The sequence below is a fragment of the Prochlorococcus marinus XMU1412 genome, from assembly GCF_017696315.1.
GTDB classification, from domain to species: Bacteria; Cyanobacteriota; Cyanobacteriia; order PCC-6307; family Cyanobiaceae; genus Prochlorococcus_A; species Prochlorococcus_A marinus_AF.
In genome coordinates this window covers 207,526-228,233 of record NZ_JAAORJ010000001.1, presented here as the reverse complement: position 1 = coordinate 228,233, position 20,708 = coordinate 207,526, and the positions used below count along the sequence as shown (strand labels likewise).

The window sequence follows — 20,708 nt, the reverse complement described above, 5'->3', positions numbered from 1 at the left end:
AATTCTTCAAAAACATTTAATTGGCAAAAAGAGATTAAAAATTACGTAGATCCGCCAAGTTTTTGGAACCCAACATTAGGTTTATTTTTTGGCGGTTATTTTCTTGCTTTTCTTAGCATATGGCAATGGTATAGAGGTGTTTGGCCTTTACCTTTACTTGTAGCCACTGCGTTTTTAGCTTTACATATTGAAGGTACTGTAATTCATGATGCCTGTCATAAAGCTGCTCATCCAGTTCCTTGGATAAATCAAGCAATGGGTCATGGCTCAGCAATTCTATTAGGGTTTAGCTTTCCAGTTTTTACGAGAGTTCATTTACAACATCATATACATGTAAATCACCCCAAAAATGATCCAGATCATATTGTCAGTACTTTTGGTCCAATTTGGCTAATTGCTCCTAGATTTTTTTATCATGAGGTATTTTTCTTTCAAAGAAAACTTTGGCGAAGATATGAATTACTACAATGGGGAATTGAAAGATCAATATTCATAACAATTATCTTGGCAGGTTTGAAATTTGACTTTATGAATTTAATTTATAATTTATGGTTCGGTCCAGCATTAATGGTCGGGGTTACCTTAGGAATATTTTTTGATTATTTACCCCATAGACCATTTCGATCAAGAAATAAATGGATAAATTCTCGAGTTTATCCAAGCAAATTTATGAATTTATTAATAATGGGACAAAATTATCATCTCATTCATCATCTTTGGCCTTCGATTCCTTGGTTTGAATACAAAATAGCTTATGAAAAAACCAAGCCTTTATTGGATAAAAAAGGCTCCCCCCAAAGGGTTGGTATATTTGAAAGTAAAGAAGACATTTTTAACTTTATTTATGATTTATTAATAGGTGTAAGGAGTCATAGTAAAAAGAGGGGGAAAATACGAAAAATCATAAATTTATATCCAAGCTTTAAAATAAAAAAATTTTTATTAAAGATAGTCAACAAAACATTTATTGGAAGCAACTAACTTACTCATTCATTAATAATTTTTGGTACTTTAAAATATTTATCCTCTTTCGATGGGCCCAATTCTAAAAGTTCTTCATTGCAATCAGAATTTTTCTTTTCGTCTTTTCTAAATACATTTACAACCTCTATAGCTCTAGTTGTACAGGGGACATCATCTGTATCAATTTTTTCAAGTTGTTTTATATAATCCAATATCTTTTCTAATTGTTCTGCATGATTATTAATTTCATTCCCGTTAAGTTCTAATCTCGCTAAATGAGCAACTTTTTTAACTTCCTCTTTAGTTATTTTTGACATGTCTTTAATATCTTTATTATTAAATAATAGTTTATTGAGAACATAATATTTATATATCCTTTGAATTATAAATAATTTAAAAAATAATCACATCTTTTTGAAAATCATTATAAATTAATAGCCTTAATTATTTTTCTCAGCTAAATATGTTATAGATAGATATTGAAAAATAGAAGAAGAATTATTTCCAAAAAATTTTTTTTTTCGGCACTCTAAACTTGTTGCTCCTGATTTAATAGGCTGCCACCTCATAAAAAAAAATAATGAGATAGATCAAGTTAAAGGGGTTATTGTTGAAACTGAAGCTTATTCACAGGAAGAAGAGGCCTGTCATGGCTACCGTAAAATGACTGAATCAAACAAATCATTATTTGGTAAACCTGGCACATTTTATATTTACAAATCTTATGGCATTCATCATTGTTTAAACATAGTTACTGATAAAGAAAATTTTGCGAGTGGTGTTTTGATAAGATCGGTTTTTATCTCTAATAAGAATGAAAGATTAGCTTCGGGACCTGGCCTAGTAACTAAAACATATAGTGTAGACATTTCATTTAACGCACTTGAAGTTCTTAATAACAAATCTTTATGGATTTCTCCAAGAGAATCCAATCTAGAAGAAAAAGATCTTATTCAAACTACGAGAATTGGCATATCAAAGGCAAAAAATATAAAATGGCGTTGGTATCTCAAAAATAGTAGGAGTGTAAGTAAAAGATTAAAAGGTGACAGAACACCTAAATTTCAATAATCATTTATCTTTTTAAGCGTAATGCAAATTTGGCCTCATAAACATATCCACACACTAGCTAATTTTTCAATTAAAGATTATGAGTCAGTATTTGAATTAGCTAATAGATTTGATGCACTAAAGAATGCAGGAACAAAAAAGATACCGGCCTTACAAGGGACTTTGGTAACTTCTTTATTTTTTGAAGCTAGTACAAGAACAAAAAATAGTTTTGAGCTTGCAGCAAAAAGACTTTCTGCTGATGTCCAAACGTTTGCGCCATCCTCTAGCTCTCTAACAAAAGGCGAAACAATAATTGATACAGCCATAACTTATTCTGCTATGGGGGCGGATACATTAGTTATTAGACATTCATCAAGTTACATTACCTTTGAGATCGCAAAAAAACTTGATGCAATAAATTCCAAGACTTCGGTTCTTAATGCGGGAGATGGATTACATAGTCACCCAAGCCAAGGATTGCTTGACATCTATACATTGATAAAATTCTTTTCCAAAAAAACACTGAATCCAGAGGTTTTAAATTCCAAAAAAATTTTAATTATTGGAGATGTTAATCATTCAAGGGTTGCTAGATCAAATCTTTGGGCTTTGAGTGCATTCGGCGCCGATATAATCTTATGTGGTCCTAAGACATTAATACCTGATGAATTTATCAATTTTTTAAAAACCCCCGCGCCAAATCAAACAGAAGATCCTGTTAAATCAAGAGGTTCCATAAAGATTTCTAGATCATTGGAAGAATCAATAAAAATTGCAGATGCGATTATTGTTTTAAGACTCCAGAAAGAGAGAATGATGGAAAATTTACTAAGTAGCATTGATTCATATAGTTTGGATTATGGCTTAACCCCAGAGAAATTATCCTTAAATAATAAAGAGATCCCAATTCTACATCCTGGTCCCATTAATAGAGATATTGAAATCAGTAGCAAAGTGGTAGATCGATATCCTAATTGCTTAATTAATAATCAAGTTGCAAATGGTATCCCCATAAGAATGGCTTTGCTTTATCTGTTACAAAAACACAACAACTAAATTTATAGCAACTTAAGACTTTCAGTAAAGAAACCATAAAACAATCCCAATCTTAAAGAATCTAATAAAAGTACTAAAAATTTTTTTTTCCTTTCAAATCTAAAATTTCTTCTTAGAAGTATTAAAAACTCAATAAAAACTACTGCTAAAAACGCGGCTACAGGATCCATGAGTTCCACAACGGCACTTACCATACCAAGAGAACTTCCAAAAAAGTAGCCGATTAAAAGAGTAATCAATGATATTGAATATCTTCGCCATGGATTGTTAGCCCAAAAACTTAATGTCTGAATATTTTCCACAATTTTTAGCTGAAATTTTGTCTTTTGAGGTTTAACAACCATTTTTCATTAAACTAGGCCGCTTCAGAATTTGATTGAATTTTAGTATTTCCTTCTATTAATTCAAGTAATGCTTCGAACTGAGCCATTAATCCTCTTAATTCGCCTGGTTCAGGGAAAAGGTTATCTTCTTTTATTCCTAAATGCATTTCTCTGAGCTCTTGCCTTAAATAGCGTATGTGACTAATGACTTGCTCTCTTTTGGTTTGCGACATGATGTAAATAATTACACGGATATTTTAAGGAAGAATATTTTTGAAAAGGAGAGTTTGCATATTTATGATTGAGAATGAAGATAAATGACCTAACAAAAATTTGGAAAGATTATAGAAATTAAAAATTATAATACCCTTGAAAATATATACTTAATTCTTATATCAATTTTAAAAAATTACTTGAAGCATTATTATTAGAGTATATTGACTTTACTCAATATGAAATTTATTTCAGAAAATAAAATAAGTGAGGAACTAGTAAATTCTTTTGATGAAGAAATGACCCTTGAGCTCGCTAAAAGGCTAGAGGAAGATAATTATAATAGTCCATTTGATGGTTTAAAGGACTGGCATTTACTGAGGGCACTTGCAATCAATAGGCCTGAATTAACAACTAATTATACCCATCTCCTCGATCAGGAACCTTTCGATGAAAACTAAAACTAAGGACTCCAAAATAAAGGTTCTTTTATTAATAACTGGGAGTATTGCAGCTGTAAGAATTCCATTATTAGTTAGCCAATTAGCGAAAGAAAATTATGAAATAAGATGCGTTTTATCAAAAAATGCAGAAAAATTAATAAAGCCGCTTTCTCTTTCTATTTTAAGTAGAAACCCCTGCATTTTAGAAAATGATCAATGGTCTGATAGTCAATCAACACCTCTTCACATAGAACTAGGTAATTGGGCTGATATTTTAATCATCGCCCCTTTAACAGCGACAACATTAGCAAAATGGGTAACTGGAAATGCTGAGGGATTGATTCCAAGCATCTTAATAGCAAATATAAAGCCAATTATTGTTGCACCAGCAATGAATACAAAAATGTGGCTTAATAAAGCTGTCCAAAAAAATTATGAGAATTTACAGAATTACGAAAATGTTTTATCTTTGCAACCAAGTGAAGGTCTCTTAGCATGTGATGCTATTGGCATCGGTAAGATACCTTCAAATGATCTAATCCAATTAGCTCTTGAATTTATAGCTTCACACAAACAAAATGAATATCGCAAAGATTTACTTAATAAAGAAATTTTAATAACTGGAGGTTGTACCTCAGAGAAAATTGACGCGGCAAGACACATTACTAACAAAAGTTCTGGAGCTATGGGCCTACTTCTTTCTCAAGTAGCGAGGTTCAGAGGAGCACAAGTAAAATATGTTCATGGGCCTCTGAAAATCGACAAGAATCTTACTGATGGAATAAAAAGATATGAAATTGAAAATAGTGTTGATTTAATTAGGGAACTTAATAATGAAATATCAAATTGCGATTATTTTTTCATGAATGCAGCAGTATCTGATTTCAAGATAACCTCTGATACTTCAGCCAAAATTCCAAAAAATCAAATTAATGCTCATTTGAATCAAAACTTTGAGCTAGTCCCAGATATCTTAAAAACAATTAGTAAATCAAAAAAAGATAACCAAGTTTTTGTAGGCTTTTGTGCTTTTACAGGATCTATCGAAGAAGCACGAATGACAATTAAAGAAAAGATTATCCAAAAGGGTTGTGATTATCTATTCGCAAATCCAATTGATCTTGAAGGTCAAGGATTTGGCTTTTTGGCACAAAATGAAGGCTGGCTATTCGATACTAACAATATGGAACACTACATTAAAAAAACATCAAAAATTGATTTAGCAAATAAATTAATAACCCAAATTATTTCATTTAAAAAATAAAAAAAAATTTTTTAATTTGTATTTTTTTGTAATCTTAATCATTAAAAATAATGTGATAGCTTAAAATGATTCCAGTTTTTTAAAATCTAAAAAGCTACGGGTTGTTTCGAGGATTTAATAGTCCTATCTTTTATGGTCCTTTCCCTTGTAATATCCGTACTGAACTTATTAGATGACCTTTAATCTATCGTCACAGAACTTTACTGCAACTTTAATTATGAGAATTCGTTCTTTCTTAGCTTTTGTTATTTCAATTTGTATAACTTTTGCTTTCGTACCTGTTAAAACATTTGCTTTTTCTGAAAGAGGAAATGCACAATTCACAGATGTTGTTAACACAGGAAAAGCTAATGATTGCCCTACATTAGACTCATCTCTTGTCGGATCAATATCTCTAGGGAATGGAGATAGCCTTAAAGGAATATGTATGCATCCAACAGAAGTTTATGTAAAAGTGCCAGGGACAAAAAGAAAAGCTGCAGAATTTGTTTCTACAAAAATTATAAGTCCTAGAAATAACACCACAGTCACAGAAGTTTATGGAGATATAGATTCAGGAACTTTCACTGAAAAGGGTGGTATTGATTTTCAACTTATAACTGTTTTAACTCCTGGTGGTTTAGAGGTGCCATTCGCATTCTCAGCAAAAGATCTTACTGCTGATTTACCTTCATCTATTGAGCCAGGCACTGAGGTTAATGGTTCAACATTTACACCTAACTACAGAACTGGTGACTTTCTAGATCCTAAAGCAAGAGCTAAAAATACTGGTGTTGAATATGCTCAAGGTTTAGTTGCATTAGGAGGAGATGACGAAGAACTTGCAAAAGAAAATATTAAAGTTGATGTAAATGGTACTGGCGTTATTACTCTTTCAATCAACAATGTAGATTCTGACACAGACGAATTTGCTGGTACTTTTGAAGCTATCCAACCTTCAGATACAGATATGGGTTCAAAGGATCCACTTGATGTAAAAATAATAGGGGAGCTTTACGGAAGAAAGGCATAAATCTTACTCAAGAGAAAAAGGGGGTTAAACCCCTCTTTTTTTTTTCAAAATTTTTCTTTATCAATTTTAAAAATGGAATTACAACAAAAAAGTAAAACAGATACTGATGGACTAATACCGCCTTATGGAGGAGAACTAAAAAATTTAATTATCAAAGATAAAAAACTTACAAATGATCTTATCTCTAATGCTACTTATGAGTTTGAATGTAGCGAGAGAAATGCATGCGATGTAGAACTTTTGATGGTTGGAGCTTTTTCTCCATTGGAAGGTTTTATGGATGAAAATAACTACAATTCGGTAATTAAAAATAATAGAAATACACACGGGTTACTTTTTGGCTTACCTATTGTATTTGATTCAAATAATGAAAAAGTAAAAGCTGGAGAGACAATATTGCTTACTTATAAAAAACAAAAAATAGCAGTTTTAGAAGTTAGCTCTAAATGGGAGCCTGACAAATCCTTAGAAGCTGAACTTTGTTATGGTACTAACTCTTTAGATCATCCTGCTGTTAAGATGATTTTTAACGAGAGAGGTAGATTTTATATAGGAGGAAGAGTTTATGGTTTTGAACTACCAATTAGAGAATTCCCCTGCAAAACCCCAGAAGAAGTTAGATCTACACTGCCATCAAATCATGATGTAGTTGCATTTCAATGCAGAAATCCAATTCATAGAGCACATTATGAATTATTTACTAATGCCTTACTTTCAGATAATGTCTCCTCTAACTCAGTTGTCTTAGTTCATCCAACTTGTGGGCCAACTCAACAAGATGATATCCCTGGAAAAGTTAGATATTTGACCTATAAAGAATTAGAAGAGGAAATATCTGATGAAAGAATAAAATGGGCTTTTTTACCTTATTCAATGCATATGGCAGGTCCAAGAGAAGCTCTTCAACATATGATAATCAGAAGAAATTATGGCTGCACCCACTTTATTATTGGTAGAGATATGGCTGGTTGTAAGTCGTCATCAACTGGTGAAGATTTTTATGGTCCATATGACGCCCAAAATTTTGCGAATAAGTGTGCAGATGAATTGATGATGCAAACTGTTCCTTCAAAAAATTTAGTTTATACGAAGGAAAAAGGATATATAACAGCTGAAGAAGCCAAAGAATTTAATTATGAAATCATGAAACTTAGTGGTACTGAATTTAGAAAGAAATTGAGGAATGGCGAACCAATTCCTGAATGGTTTGCATTCAAAAGTGTAGTTGATGTTCTAAGACGCTCTTAATATTGTTTTATTATTAGTATTATAGATTTATTAAAGCTTTTTTATTGTGAACAAACGTTGGAGAAACGTAGGACTTTATGTCCTAGCTGTTATTACTGTAATTTTCATTGGTACTTCAGTTTTTGATAAACCTAGTACTGAAAATTCTACAAAGACTCTAAGATACAGTGATTTTATAGAGGCAGTGCAGGATAAAGAAATCAGTAGAGTCCTAATATCCCCAGATAATGCCACAGCTCAGGTTGTTGAAAATGATGGGAGCAGGTCTGAGGTCAATTTAGCCCCTGACAAAGATTTATTAAAAATACTGACTGAGAATAATGTAGATATAGCTGTAACTCCTACAAAATTAGCCAATCCATGGCAACAGGCTGTTAGTAGCTTGATTTTCCCAGTACTTTTAATTGGAGGCCTATTTTTTCTTTTCAGAAGATCCCAAAGTGGTAATGCTGGAGGCGGTAACCCTGCCATGAGTTTTGGCAAGAGCAAAGCTAGACTGCAAATGGAACCATCTACACAAGTAACCTTTTCAGATGTTGCTGGTGTTGAAGGTGCAAAATTAGAACTTACAGAAGTTGTAGATTTTCTTAAGAGTCCAGATAGATTTACTGCGGTCGGAGCAAAAATTCCAAAAGGAGTTCTTCTAGTTGGCCCTCCTGGTACAGGAAAGACATTGTTAGCAAAAGCAGTCGCAGGAGAAGCAGGTGTACCTTTTTTCTCAATATCTGGTTCAGAATTTGTAGAGATGTTTGTAGGAGTTGGAGCTAGCAGAGTTAGAGATCTTTTTGAACAAGCTAAAAAGAATGCTCCTTGTATTGTGTTTATTGATGAAATAGATGCAGTTGGAAGACAAAGAGGTGCTGGTATGGGCGGAGGAAATGATGAAAGAGAACAAACATTAAATCAACTCCTAACCGAAATGGATGGTTTCGAAGGTAATTCAGGAATAATAATAGTTGCTGCCACCAACAGACCTGATGTCTTAGATTCAGCTTTAATGCGCCCCGGAAGATTTGATAGACAGGTAACAGTAGATAGACCAGATTATGCTGGAAGATTGCAGATATTAAATGTCCATGCGAAAGATAAAACTCTTTCAAAAGACGTTGATTTAGATAAAGTTGCCAGAAGAACACCAGGATTTACTGGTGCAGATTTAGCTAATCTTTTAAATGAAGCAGCAATACTAGCAGCTAGAAAAGATTTAGATAAAGTAAGTAATGACGAAGTCGGTGACGCCATTGAAAGAGTAATGGCTGGCCCAGAAAAGAAAGATAGAGTCATCAGTGATAAGAAAAAAGAATTAGTTGCTTATCACGAAGCTGGTCATGCACTAGTTGGAGCATTAATGCCTGATTATGATCCAGTAGCAAAAGTTTCTATCATTCCAAGAGGTCAAGCTGGAGGTCTAACCTTCTTTACTCCAAGTGAAGAAAGAATGGAATCTGGCCTTTACTCTCGTTCTTATTTACAAAATCAAATGGCTGTAGCTCTTGGTGGAAGAGTTGCTGAAGAAATAGTCTATGGTGAAGAAGAGGTAACAACCGGAGCTTCAAATGATTTACAGCAAGTTGCCAATGTAGCAAGACAAATGATTACTAAATTCGGCATGAGTGACAAAATAGGTCCAGTCGCTCTAGGTCAATCTCAAGGTGGAATGTTTCTCGGAAGAGATATGAGTTCTACAAGAGATTTTTCTGAAGACACAGCCGCAACAATTGATGAAGAGGTTTCAGAACTTGTTGATGTTGCCTATAAGAGAGCTACAAAAGTTTTAACAGATAATAGAACTGTTCTTGACGAGATGGCTCAAATGCTAATTGAAAAAGAAACCATAGATACTGAAGATATCCAAGACTTGCTAAACCGATCAGAAGTCAAAGTAGCGAATTATATCTAATTAAAAAACAAATATTTAATGAATATTAAAGAAGATTCTTTTTCTGACTTGCTGCTAAAAGGATCTTTTTTTTTACTCGTAAAACCGGAAGATAATATTTACTCAAATACTTCTATAAGAAATTCATTTTTTGAAGAATTAGAAAGCTTAGTAAAATTAGGATTAAAAAATATTGAAATAAGTTGGTCAAACAACGAAAAGTGGTTGGATTTTGTATCCGAAATCAAACTCAATTTTCCACAAATTAATTTAGGCTCTGCCTCCATAGTTAATAAGCAATCAATAGAAGATTCATTAAAAATTGGATTAAATTTTTCTATGATGAAATTTTGGGATAAAGAACTTTTTAATTATTCGAAGTCAAAAAATTATTTATTAATACCCGGAATTAAAAATTTAAAAGATCTCGAGGAAGCGATAAATTTAAATTGCAACATTATCAAAATTTATCCAATAAAAAGTAAAGCTAGTTCCATAGATATACTCAACTTTGAAAGTATTAATTTCATTGCTGCTGGAGGCCTATCAATCAATGATGTAAAAACTTATCAATCTTTAGGATACAAAGCAATCGTGATTGGAGATAAAGGTATTATTAAAAAAAAATTTGATCCAAAAATATATGAATGGCTCAAAAATAATTAAATCAAAGATAAATATAATTTATTTAACAAAACTACTAACTTTCGATTAAGCCACATTGAGCTTGATTCAGTAGTAAATGATCAGCAAGTACTAAAGCCACCATAGCATCAACCATAGGAACTGCTCTTGGTAAAACACATGGATCATGTCTCCCTTTTGCTTTCATCAAAACTTCTTTTCCTTCAGCATTTACTGTTTGCTGTTCTTTCCCGATAGTTGCTGTAGGTTTAAAAGCTATCTTCATCTCAATATTTTCGCCATTACTTATACCTCCCTGTATACCGCCTGAATTATTGGATATTGTTTTTAACTTCCTTATATCATCAGATTTAATGAAGGCATCATTATGTTCGCTTCCTTTTAAATAAGTTCCAGAGAAACCTGAACCTATTTCAAAGCCTTTCGTGGCAGGCAAAGACATCAAAGCCTTCGCTAAATCAGCTTCTAATTTATCAAAAACAGGCATTCCAAGACCAGAAGGGACATTTCTTACTAGACATTCAATAACACCGCCACAAGAATCTCCTTGACGCTTTAATTCCTTAATTCTCTCTATCATTTCTGCTGATACCTTTTCATCAGGACATCTAACAATATTAGAATCTATTTTGTTGAGAGAAATTTTTTCTTTATTTATATCAGAATCAATATCATGTATACGCTTTACCCAAGATAGTATTTCAGTGTTACAGAAGTTTTTTAATAATTGTTTTGCTACAGCACCAGCAGCTACTCTTCCAATTGTTTCTCTTGCAGAGGCTCTTCCACCACCAGAACTTGCCTGAATTCCATATTTCAAATGATATGTACCATCTGCATGAGAAGGTCTAAATACTTGCTCCAAATTACCATAATCTCCTGGTCTTTGATCCTTGTTTCTTACCAACATCGCTATTGGAGTTCCAAGTGTTAACCCTTCCTTTATTCCACTTAATATTTCAATTTTATCTTCTTCATTTCTGGGTGTTGTAATATCACTTTGGCCAGGTCTGCGCCTATCTAATTCATTTTGTATTAGTTTTATATCTACTTTTAACTTAGGGGGACATCCATCAAGGATAACTCCAACTGCACCACCATGTGATTCTCCAAAAGTACTAACACGAAAAATTTTTCCAAAACTACTACTCATAGAAATATCAAATGTTTTATCTATATAAACATTATATGAAACCAATTGAAAATTAAACAAAAAAAAGCCCCCTAAGAGGGGGCTTGTAAATTTAAGAACTTTAAGCTTAACCGATAGCTGGAGCTGAAAGAGCTACTGTTGTAGACTCAGCTGCTGCTAGATCAAGTGGGAAGTTGTGAGCGTTACGCTCGTGCATTACTTCCATACCTAGGTTTGCTCTGTTAAGAACGTCACCCCATGTAGGAACAATCTTACCGTTTGCATCAACAACTGACTGGTTGAAGTTGAAACCGTTAAGGTTGAATGCCATTGTGCAGATACCCATTGAAGTTAACCATACACAAACAACTGGGAATACAGCTAGGAAGAAGTGAAGACTTCTGCTGTTGTTGAAACTTGCATATTGGAAGATCAAACGACCGAAGTAGCCATGAGCTGCAACGATGTTATATGTTTCTTCTTCTTGTCCGAACTTGTAACCATAGTTCTGAGATTCTGTCTCAGTTGTTTCTCTGATTAGAGATGAAGTAACAAGTGAACCGTGCATAGCTGAGAATAAAGATCCTCCGAACATACCAGCAACACCAGCCATATGGAATGGGTGCATAAGAATGTTGTGCTCTGCTTGGAAAACGAACATGAAGTTGAATGTTCCAGAGATACCTAAAGGCATTCCGTCAGAGAATGAACCTTGACCGAATGGGTATACAAGGAATACTGCGAAAGCTGCTGAAACTGGTGCAGAGTATGCAACACAGATCCATGGACGCATACCTAAACGGTATGAAAGCTCCCACTGTCTTCCCATGTATGCTGAGATACCAATTAGGAAGTGGAAAATTACAAGCTGGTAAGGACCACCGTTGTATAACCACTCATCTACAGTAGCTGCTTCCCAAATAGGGTAGAAGTGTAGACCAATAGCGTTAGATGAAGGAACAACTGCACCTGAGATGATGTTGTTTCCATAAAGGAATGAACCAGCAACTGGCTCTCTAATTCCGTCGATGTCTACTGGTGGTGCTGCGATGAATGCAACGATGAAGCAAGCCGCTGCTGTAAGTAGGCATGGAATCATTAAGACGCCGAACCAACCAACATAGATTCTGTTGTTAGTTGATGTTACCCACTCACAAAACTGTGGCCAACCTTTTAACAGCGAAGAACGCTGCTGCTGAATAGTTGTCATGAGTTCGTAAAATATGTCTCTAAAGTGAGACGTGTAAATAAAAACGGAAAATAAATTCCGCTTCGAAGATTTTAGACCAAAATCGCTAAAAATGTGTAATTTTTTTTTCTTTAAGTAAACTTATTTTTTGCAATATCAAAGAACATAACCTCCATGTCTTAATATTTTCTTTGTTATTGAGGATTTAACTTGGTGATAATCGAATGGCTTCTCAACGGAAAAAGATCGAAAGAGGTGGTTTCCTTAAGAGATGCTAAGCATAGAAGACTGCAATTAGAGGCTTTTGGAGCTGTTATTTATTGGAGCGAAAGAATTTAAGTTTTTAAGGATTAAGACTTAGCAAAAAAAAATAAAAGTATTAAATATTAAATAAACTTATCTATTAAATAAAAAATCCTTATTAGTTTTCACCAATTTATTGTCCTTGTTTCTTAATTTAAAGGCTTTCAAACTCATAAACCCATTGATTGTTAGAACTAATAACTTCTTTCTTCGTGTAACTCATGGCAATTTTTTTTTCCTTATAGGCGACTTCGCCAATAAAAACAGGCCAAATCAATTGTTCTCCATCATATTTATGAATTATTCCTTGGCTATCAAGAAATAATGGATCTCCTTTTTTAATCATTTCCCAATCTTTGTTTATTCTTTCAGGATGTATTAGACCATCAATATATCCTTTTTCATCTCTTGGATAATCTATACTCCCTTGATGAACATGAACAACCAATTCCTTGGGAAGTTCTATAAGATTGTTTCTTAATTTAAATATCTCTTCCCTTAAAGATCTAATGATTATTAAGAATCTATCTATGATTTTTGGATCATAAAAATTTTGTGCGACAGCTCCTATTTCAATAACTAAACCACATGGCCAAGCTTCTACAAGAAAGCCTGTTTGGGCTTTGTCTTTTTCGTGCAAATAAATAGGCAATCCAAATTTGTTCTGCAGTAACGCAGCTAAACAAAAATCTTTGAATCGCCTCCCATACAAAACAATGCTAGTTCCCATATTTGCAGTAGTAGTATGCAAATCGACTGCAATTTGACAGGGTTTAGATCCGTCAATTCCAAATTGATCTACTAAAAAATTGGCTCTATTAGTCTCATAAAAGCTATTCTTATGTTGATCAAAATTCTCAGTTATTTTAAAAGATCTATTTAAATCTACATCTATATATCTGTACCCTTTTTCATAGGCAGCAGGATTACCTATGATGTACTCATACTCAATACCATGATTTAAACTATTTTCCTCTCTATTAAATTGTTTAACCGCCCAAACAGGATTAATTTCATTCCCATGAGTACCTGAAACGATAAGTATTCTTTGAACAGTCATTTTTTTTTAAATAAAATTTTATGCAAAATAAATACCTTATTAAGGCCTCCAAAAAATTCTGGTTTTGGTTTTGGACCCAACTAATGAATGGCTTCGCACCATCGGATTTACATGGTAATTATAAAAGGCCCAAAGGTATAACAATTGATAATGAATACGATATTAATAATGAGAATGGACAAATTTATTTATTGGTAGGGAATTCTTGTCCATGGTGTCAAAGAACTTTACTCGTCCACGAAATAAAACATTTATCTAAAAAAGTTAAAGTTATTTTTTTAAAAGCAGATGTTGAGCATGGCGAATGGATTTTCAATACAAATTTAAAGGGATGTATGAGACTTTCAGACCTTTACAAAAAAGCTAATGAAAAGAACATATTTAGAGCGACATTACCTCTATTAACTAGTTTTGTAAAAGATGAAGTAAAAATTTTGTCTAATGAAAGTTCACAGATTACAAGACTGCTCAATTCAATAAAAAGTGAATCGAAATATCAGTCATTAAGCATTAAAGATTGTAATCAAAAATTTTTAGATTTAATTAATAACAGTATTAATGATGGCGTATATAAATGTGGTTTCGCAAGAAACCAGCCAGCTTATGAAAAAGCAAGTCAACATCTTTTCGCAGCTATAAATGAAGTTGAAAATTTACTACAGAAAAACAAAGGGGGCTGGATATTTGGAGAAGAGTTAACCTATGCAGATATTTACCTTTTTCCAACGCTTATAAGATGGGAATTGATATATAGCAAACTTTTCAAATGTACTGAACAAGAACTATCAAGTTTCGAAAAGATTATTGAATGGAGATTAAAATTCTTTAACTTATCTAACGTAAAAAAGACATGCTTCGACAATGAATGGAAGAAAGATTACTACAAAGCTTTATTCCCTTTAAACCCAAATCAACTAATCCCAGTTTTAGCATCGTTAGAGGAAATAATGGGATTAGAGTACTTAAAAAATAAATAAATCAATTTCGGAAAAAAAATGATGTTGTAATGAACACTTATTTAGTTCATAGATAATGCAATTTCATTAGAAATTAACTATGTTATGTATGTCTACTAAAGTACGAATAGCTTAAAATGAAATCCATTGACGAACACATCCAAAAAGATCAATCGGAAATCGAATCTGCAAAAGCAGAGGGCAATCTTCCAAAGGTCAGACATTTAACTGAAGAGTTAAAAGAACTCGAAGAATATAAGGATCATCATCCAGAGGATAAACATGACCCTAATGCTTTGGAACTTTTCTGCGATGCCAATCCGGATGAACCGGAATGTCTTGTTTATGATGATTAAGTTTTCTTTTTATCGATAATGCACAAACAAAAAAAAGGGCTCTAAAAGCCCTTTTTTTGTTTGTTAAATTTTTTAGTAATCTCTATTAAAGTCTGATGGACTACCTGTAAGCGAACAAACAACCGACTCCTCATTTTTCATTTCCTTGACTTCTACAATTGGTCTTCCCATTTTCTTCAAGACCTCGATATCTTGAATCGTTTGACATCTAGCTATTATTTTTCCTTGTTGATCAAAGCAAGTATAGAAATTCATATTTTTTCTAAAGAAGTATCTTATTTATGACTAATTTTCATTATTAAATCAAGTATATTTTTTGACAAAAAAATTTTTAATTTAAGTTATATTCTCTTCCATACTTCAGAAAGCAGTGGAGATAAACCTTTTTTTAAAGATGAAGAAATAACTAAAACTTTCTTTTTAGATAAATCTTCTAACTTTTTTGTAATTATTTTCAAATAAGCATCATCTACAAGCTCCATTTTATTCAATACTATTATCCTCTCTTTATCTAAAAGACCTTTCCCATACTTTTTTAATTCCTGCTCAATAATCTCAAAATCATGTAAAGGATTTTCTGCAATTGCATCAATTAAATGAATAAGTATCTTGGTTCTTTGGATGTGCCTTAAAAAATCATGCCCCAAACCTACTCCATCAGCTGCACCTGATATTAATCCAGGAATATCTGCAAAAAGGCAACCATTCCCATCAATTTTTCTTACTACACCTAAGTTAGGTATTAGAGTCGTGAAAGGATAATTTGCGATTTTTGGACGGGCAGATGATACAACCGAAATCAAAGTACTTTTCCCAGCATTTGGAAGGCCTATAATCCCAACCTCTGCAAGAAGTTTTAGTTCTAATTGAACCTCCCATATCTCACCATCTTTTCCTTCAGTGAATGATTCTGGGGCTCTATTTTGATTACTTAAATAGTAAGCATTACCATGTCCACCTCTTCCTCCAATGGCAATAGTTAAACTCTCTTTATCTTTAGTTAAGTCTCCTAAAATAATCCCGGTTTTAATATCCCTTATTTCTGTACCGCAGGGAACTTTAAGGATTCTATCCTCACCTGAAGCACCTGACCTCTTATTAGGACCTCCTTTGCATCCATCTTCAGCAATTATTTCTCGTTTGAATTTGAAATCTAATAATGTTTGAAGATTATTATCAGCCATCAAAATAACTGAACCACCTTTGCCACCATTCCCCCCGGAAGGTCCTCCAGCAGGAACGAATTTTTCTCTTCTAAATGAAACTATTCCATTACCACCTTTTCCAGCTTTAAGAATAATGTTTGCTTGATCAATAAATTGCACTTAATAAGCTTATTAAAATGTTTTCTAAGTTTTTTAAATTTTATTTTATCCACGCAATACTGCAACCAGGCCCACCCTCGTTGTTGGCTGCATCTTCAATCTTATCAACATAATTTAAACCTGATAACCAATTTCTTAATCCTTTTTTTAATTTCCCTGTTCCAATTCCATGGACAATCCATAGCGGTCCATGAAATTTTCTAATTTTCTCTTCAAGAATTATTTCGGCTTCATGAACTCTTAGCCCTCTTACATCAATTGTATTTTTACTCGTTCTAATCTTAGAAAAAGAAAAATCTTCCTTTGTAGACTTGATCTCAATTTTTGATCTTTTGAAATAAGGCTTTTCTCCATTAATACCTTCAAAGTCATTTATAGATAATATGCTTCTGAATGAGCCACATTTAACTTCGTAAAAACCACCTTTTTTATCTAAATCTACAATTTGTCCCGTACTATTTAGACTTTTAATTTTTATATAATCGCCTACTTTAGGATTCCATGATATTGACTTTTCAAATTTTTTTTGGGTTAAATGTTCCGTCTCAATTTCCTTTAATCTTTTTCCAATAATTCTCGTATCTTCTCCATTAACATTTTTATCTCTTAATTTTTTAATCAAATCTATTACCTCTTTTTTAGCGGATACAATATGTTTTGATAATTTAGACCTTTCAATTTCTTGGATTTTTTCAGCATTTATTTTTTGATATTCATAATTTCTCTTCAGTTCATCATGTAATATTTCAGTCCTTGCAATCAGTTCTGCAGCTGCTTCTGCAGAATTTTGTTGTTTAATCCTCTCTTCCTCAAGTCCTTTAATAATACTGTTAATGTTATCAACTTCTTTCGGCTTTAGATAATTTGCGGCTTCATTGAGTATGCTTTCGTCGAGACCAATTCTCTTAGAAATTGATAAAGCATTACTTCTCCCAGGAATACCCCAGTTGAGTATATATTTTGGCTTCAAAGAATCTTCATCAAAGGCAACTGATACGTTTTCAAATCTGGAGTCGTTATATTTTAAAGCCTTAATATCTCCATAATGTGTAGTTGCTAAAGTGATATCAGATTTATTTGCAAATTCTTTTAATAAAGCCATCGCAAGAGCACTTCCTTCAAGAGGATCTGTGCCAGATCCAATCTCATCTAACAAAACGACTGATAATCCTTCTTTATTATCAAGTGAATCTAATATCTCTTTTATGCGGGATATATGCCCACTGAAGGTAGATAAATTTTCTTCTAATGATTGATTATCTCCTATATCCACATATATATTTGGACAAAAAGGGATAATAGGATTATTAGTTGAGGGTATCAATAATCCTGCTCTAGCCATAAGTAAAGATAAACCCAAGCCTTTTAAAGCTGCCGTTTTACCTCCAGTATTTGGACCTGTAATAGCTACAACCTTAATATTTCTATTTATATGAAAATCGACAGCCACTGGAGGATGAGCTCCTTTTTTCTTATGTTCCCAAATCAATAATGGATGAGAAAAACCTATTAAAGAAATAATAGGATTTTTCTCAAACGTAGGAGTTTTGCCTCCAATCCATTGCGAATATCTTGAACGAGTTAGAGCATTTTCTAATCTCAATAAAATAGATGCCATTTCGATAAGATTTTCTGAATTATCACTAACAACTTGGGACCATTTCTTAAGTAATTTAAATTCTTCTGCTGTGATCCTAGCTTCTAAAGAAGCTATCTTATTACCTCTAGTTACTACACTATCAGGTTCAAAATATACTGTATTTCCTGAAGATGAAGAGTCATGAATTATACCTTTAAATTTATCTAAATAATTAACTTTCATAGCTAAAACAGGCCTACCATATCGATCTCCAATAGTAGTATCTTGCAAATAAGCTAAATTCTTTTGAATAAATTTATCAACTAATATTTTTCTTTCAAGTTTCTTAGATAATAATTCTTTTCTAAGAATAGTTAGTTCATTACTAGCATTGTCTGAAATCCTTCCATTAGATTCAATGCCTTTTTTAAAAATCGTTTCAATATTCTGATGGTCAATTAAATTTTTTGTAAATGATGAAATATAAGGCCTTTGTTCAAAATCTAATAAAATTTTTTTTAAATTTCTTGCTGCAGCGATTGTTTTCGCTATTTCTAACAATTCAGAAGATGAAATCACACCTCCCTTGGAACAAATTTCAATATTTCTACTAATATCAAAAACACCAGAAAAACTAATTGATTTATCTAAATTATTTTCTAACTCATTTATTTCAATAGTTTCATTCAAAAGTCTTTTAGATGCTTCGTATTCTGAAGGGATACCAAAACTTAAAATTTCTCTTTTACCCATTTCCGTTGAGGCGAAAGAAGATAAATGCGTTTTTAACGAATCCCACTCTAGAAGGCTTATAGATTCTTCTTCTAAGGTGTTATCTGAATATAATTTTTTTGAATAACTTTTCTCTTGCATACAACAAAAAAGAATCAAACATTCGATTGAATCCCTTCACGAGGAACATAAAGCATCTCGAGCCAGTTTCCTTCAGTATCCTTCATATAAAAAGATGCTGTTCCATCTCTATGTTCATGTATAGGCCCAACTTTTACACCAGAATTTTTTAAATCATTTTGAATATTTTCCACTTCTTTTTTATTTTCAAAATGAAAAGCAAAGTGAGGTCCCGCAGCTTTGTAACTAGGGCCTAACAAAGCAAGTCCATCTTTCCCTTTACCAGCTTCTAAATAAGACCAATCTTTATCGTCCCAAACTAAATTCATACCCAGCTTAATATAAAAAGATTTCGCCCTTTCGAGATTCTCGACTCTAAGTGCAATGTGACCAATCCTATTTACTCCTTGTGAAAACTTCAAAACAAAGCAGTTAATTTATTACTTATCTAAGAATAAACCAAATTTTTGTTAATAATGAGTTTTTAAGTATCCTGCAACCATTGAGATGCATCACAAGCATGATAAGTGAGTATTAATTTTGCTCCTGCTCTTTTAAAACTTAGCAATGTTTCTAATACAATATCTTTTTCGTTAATCCAGTTCTTCATAGCAGCAGACTTTACCATGGAATACTCACCACTAACGTTGTATGCAGCTATAGGTTTATTTGAAAAAGTGCTTAATCTATAAACAATATCCAAGTATGAAATTCCTGGTTTTACCATCAAAATATCAGCTCCTTCATACTGATCCAATGCAGATTCAATTAAAGCCTCTTTTGAATTGGCAGGGTCCATTTGATATGTAGACTTATTGTCTGGAATTATTTTTTTACTATTTTCTTTTGGAGCCGAATCTAAAGCAGTTCTAAATGGACCATAATAAGCAGATGAATATTTTGCTGTGTAACTAATAATACCTACATCACTAAATCCTTGGCTATCAAGAGCAGTTCTGATCGCTCCAACTCTCCCATCCATCATGTCACTCGGGCCAATAAAATCTGCTCCAGCTCTTGCTTGTGTTAAAGCTTGTTTTTTTAAAATTTCAATTGTTTCGTCGTTCAATATTTTTCCAGTTTCATCAACTAATCCATCATGACCATCACAAGAGTATGGGTCCAAGGCAACATCTGTCATTATTGCCATTTCTGGAATCTCTTTTTTTAATATTCGAATAGCGTTAGGAATTAAACCGTCTTCATTAAAACATTCTGCTCCATCTTCAGTCTTTAAACTATCGTTAATTTTTGGGAAAAGAACCACACACCTTATTCCCAATTCCCATGCCCTAGTAACCTCCTTTATTAAGCCATTAATATCCCATCTATAAGTTCCTGGCATTGCTGAAATTTCCTCTTTAAAATCTTTTTCATGAATAAATAATGGATATATAAAGTCAGATGCCGTTAGATGGTTTTCTCTAACCATTTCTCTAATTGCTTCAGTTCTTCTTAATCTTCTAGGTCGAATAATCGAATTCATTTGAATATTATTTAAATTGAAAAATATTTATTTAATACATTAATCGCTCACCTCCCACATAAATCAATCAGAGACTACTTTTGTTCAGGAAAATTAACTAAAATTTATTTATTAAAAGCAAAAAAAGTTACAAAAATATTTTGCACAATCTTCATTTTTCACAAATTTACGTCATTAAGAGATAATATCTTCTAGTTAAGTATTTATTTTAAGGAGAGCATCTTTGAAAATAATTAATGGATTTCATCTGAAAAATGTAAGAGGCGATATTCTTGGAGGCATCACAGCCGCAGTAGTGGCTTTACCTCTCGCTCTTGCTTTTGGTAATGCTGCGTTAGGACCTGGCGGAGCAATTTATGGACTATACGGAG

At 32.8% G+C, this 20,708-nt stretch carries 24 protein-coding genes; 13 read left to right on the top strand and 11 right to left on the bottom strand.

Going from position 1 to position 20,708, the window contains the following annotated elements; translation table 11 throughout:
* Positions 1-33 precede the first annotated feature (33 nt).
* A complete protein-coding gene (locus HA152_RS01230; protein WP_308789018.1) occupies positions 34-981 on the top strand; it encodes a fatty acid desaturase in 948 nt (315 codons plus the stop codon).
* Between the two features lie 5 nt (positions 982-986).
* Here the strand turns inward: HA152_RS01230 and gatC are convergent, their stop codons facing one another.
* A complete protein-coding gene (gene gatC, locus HA152_RS01225) occupies positions 987-1,280 on the bottom strand; it encodes an Asp-tRNA(Asn)/Glu-tRNA(Gln) amidotransferase subunit GatC (protein ID WP_209132730.1) in 294 nt (97 codons plus the stop codon).
* Positions 1,281-1,449: 169 nt separating this feature from the next.
* Here gatC and HA152_RS01220 point away from each other — a divergent pair, with 169 nt between their 5' ends.
* Positions 1,450-2,034 carry a DNA-3-methyladenine glycosylase gene (locus tag HA152_RS01220; RefSeq protein WP_209133300.1) on the top strand — a complete coding sequence of 195 codons (585 nt, stop codon included), beginning with the start codon at positions 1,450-1,452 and terminating at the stop codon, positions 2,032-2,034.
* Between the two features lie 21 nt (positions 2,035-2,055).
* Positions 2,056-3,072, top strand: coding sequence for an aspartate carbamoyltransferase catalytic subunit (locus HA152_RS01215; RefSeq protein ID WP_209132721.1), 1,017 nt, complete (start codon positions 2,056-2,058; stop codon positions 3,070-3,072).
* Between the two features lie 2 nt (positions 3,073-3,074).
* On the opposite strand, the gene HA152_RS01210 is transcribed toward HA152_RS01215, so the two are convergent.
* Both HA152_RS01210 and HA152_RS01205 read right to left on the bottom strand, forming a co-directional pair.
* The gene (locus tag HA152_RS01210; RefSeq protein ID WP_209132719.1) at positions 3,075-3,416 is read right to left on the bottom strand and encodes a DUF565 domain-containing protein; all 342 of its coding nucleotides are present in this window, start codon (positions 3,414-3,416) and stop codon (positions 3,075-3,077) included.
* Between the two features lie 11 nt (positions 3,417-3,427).
* Positions 3,428-3,628, bottom strand: coding sequence for a hypothetical protein (locus HA152_RS01205; RefSeq protein WP_209132717.1), 201 nt, complete (start codon positions 3,626-3,628; stop codon positions 3,428-3,430).
* A gap of 219 nt (positions 3,629-3,847) precedes the next feature.
* Between HA152_RS01205 and isiD the strand changes: the two genes are divergently transcribed.
* The 6 genes from isiD to HA152_RS01175 all read left to right on the top strand — a co-directional run bounded on the left by isiD (position 3,848) and on the right by HA152_RS01175 (position 10,120).
* Complete coding sequence (gene isiD / locus HA152_RS01200) at positions 3,848-4,069, top strand: protein IsiD (RefSeq protein WP_209133298.1); 222 nt, start codon at positions 3,848-3,850, stop codon at positions 4,067-4,069.
* Positions 4,059-5,315 carry a bifunctional phosphopantothenoylcysteine decarboxylase/phosphopantothenate--cysteine ligase CoaBC gene (gene coaBC, locus HA152_RS01195; RefSeq protein ID WP_209132715.1) on the top strand — a complete coding sequence of 419 codons (1,257 nt, stop codon included), beginning with the start codon at positions 4,059-4,061 and terminating at the stop codon, positions 5,313-5,315. The genes isiD and coaBC overlap by 11 nt, the downstream gene beginning before the upstream one ends.
* 217 nt (positions 5,316-5,532) lie before the next feature.
* On the top strand, positions 5,533-6,327 hold the full coding sequence (locus HA152_RS01190; protein WP_209133296.1) for a photosystem II manganese-stabilizing polypeptide: 795 nt from the start codon (positions 5,533-5,535) through the stop codon (positions 6,325-6,327).
* A 72-nt stretch (positions 6,328-6,399) separates the two neighbouring features.
* Positions 6,400-7,575: a sulfate adenylyltransferase gene (gene sat / locus HA152_RS01185; protein WP_209132713.1), complete on the top strand. Its 1,176-nt coding sequence runs from the start codon at positions 6,400-6,402 to the stop codon at positions 7,573-7,575.
* A 46-nt stretch (positions 7,576-7,621) separates the two neighbouring features.
* On the top strand, positions 7,622-9,475 hold the full coding sequence (ftsH, locus tag HA152_RS01180) for an ATP-dependent zinc metalloprotease FtsH (protein ID WP_209132711.1): 1,854 nt from the start codon (positions 7,622-7,624) through the stop codon (positions 9,473-9,475).
* A gap of 18 nt (positions 9,476-9,493) precedes the next feature.
* A complete protein-coding gene (locus HA152_RS01175; RefSeq protein ID WP_209132702.1) occupies positions 9,494-10,120 on the top strand; it encodes a bifunctional 4-hydroxy-2-oxoglutarate aldolase/2-dehydro-3-deoxy-phosphogluconate aldolase in 627 nt (208 codons plus the stop codon).
* A 34-nt stretch (positions 10,121-10,154) separates the two neighbouring features.
* On the opposite strand, the gene aroC is transcribed toward HA152_RS01175, so the two are convergent.
* On the bottom strand, positions 10,155-11,252 hold the full coding sequence (gene aroC, locus HA152_RS01170; protein WP_209133294.1) for a chorismate synthase: 1,098 nt from the start codon (positions 11,250-11,252) through the stop codon (positions 10,155-10,157).
* Positions 11,253-11,358: 106 nt separating this feature from the next.
* The gene (gene psbA, locus HA152_RS01165) at positions 11,359-12,441 is read right to left on the bottom strand and encodes a photosystem II q(b) protein (RefSeq protein WP_002805533.1); all 1,083 of its coding nucleotides are present in this window, start codon (positions 12,439-12,441) and stop codon (positions 11,359-11,361) included.
* A gap of 189 nt (positions 12,442-12,630) precedes the next feature.
* On the opposite strand from psbA, the gene HA152_RS10030 reads away from it, so the two are divergent.
* The gene (locus HA152_RS10030; protein ID WP_280634297.1) at positions 12,631-12,759 is read left to right on the top strand and encodes a hypothetical protein; all 129 of its coding nucleotides are present in this window, start codon (positions 12,631-12,633) and stop codon (positions 12,757-12,759) included.
* Positions 12,760-12,877: 118 nt separating this feature from the next.
* Here the strand turns inward: HA152_RS10030 and HA152_RS01160 are convergent, their stop codons facing one another.
* Complete coding sequence (locus HA152_RS01160; RefSeq protein ID WP_209132700.1) at positions 12,878-13,783, bottom strand: aspartoacylase; 906 nt, start codon at positions 13,781-13,783, stop codon at positions 12,878-12,880.
* A gap of 20 nt (positions 13,784-13,803) precedes the next feature.
* On the opposite strand from HA152_RS01160, the gene HA152_RS01155 reads away from it, so the two are divergent.
* The gene (locus HA152_RS01155; protein ID WP_209132698.1) at positions 13,804-14,760 is read left to right on the top strand and encodes a glutathione S-transferase family protein; all 957 of its coding nucleotides are present in this window, start codon (positions 13,804-13,806) and stop codon (positions 14,758-14,760) included.
* A 116-nt stretch (positions 14,761-14,876) separates the two neighbouring features.
* Positions 14,877-15,095, top strand: a complete 219-nt coding sequence (locus tag HA152_RS01150; RefSeq protein ID WP_011817713.1) for a CP12 domain-containing protein — start codon at positions 14,877-14,879, stop codon at positions 15,093-15,095.
* Positions 15,096-15,167: 72 nt separating this feature from the next.
* Here the strand turns inward: HA152_RS01150 and HA152_RS01145 are convergent, their stop codons facing one another.
* From HA152_RS01145 to hemB, 5 genes are all read right to left on the bottom strand, one after another.
* Positions 15,168-15,350 (bottom strand): hypothetical protein, encoded by a 183-nt coding sequence (locus HA152_RS01145; RefSeq protein WP_011817712.1) that lies wholly within the window; start codon positions 15,348-15,350, stop codon positions 15,168-15,170.
* An 86-nt stretch (positions 15,351-15,436) separates the two neighbouring features.
* Positions 15,437-16,420, bottom strand: a complete 984-nt coding sequence (obgE, locus tag HA152_RS01140; protein ID WP_209132696.1) for a GTPase ObgE — start codon at positions 16,418-16,420, stop codon at positions 15,437-15,439.
* A gap of 40 nt (positions 16,421-16,460) precedes the next feature.
* Entirely contained in the window at positions 16,461-18,872 is a 2,412-nt protein-coding gene (locus tag HA152_RS01135; RefSeq protein ID WP_209132688.1) for an endonuclease MutS2, read from the bottom strand.
* Positions 18,873-18,886: 14 nt separating this feature from the next.
* Complete coding sequence (locus HA152_RS01130) at positions 18,887-19,273, bottom strand: VOC family protein (RefSeq protein ID WP_209132686.1); 387 nt, start codon at positions 19,271-19,273, stop codon at positions 18,887-18,889.
* Between the two features lie 62 nt (positions 19,274-19,335).
* The gene (gene hemB, locus HA152_RS01125; RefSeq protein WP_209132678.1) at positions 19,336-20,337 is read right to left on the bottom strand and encodes a porphobilinogen synthase; all 1,002 of its coding nucleotides are present in this window, start codon (positions 20,335-20,337) and stop codon (positions 19,336-19,338) included.
* 223 nt (positions 20,338-20,560) lie between these two features.
* Here hemB and HA152_RS10145 point away from each other — a divergent pair.
* A partial coding sequence (locus tag HA152_RS10145) for a SulP family inorganic anion transporter (RefSeq protein WP_432421764.1) occupies positions 20,561-20,708 on the top strand: 148 nt, incomplete at its 3' end.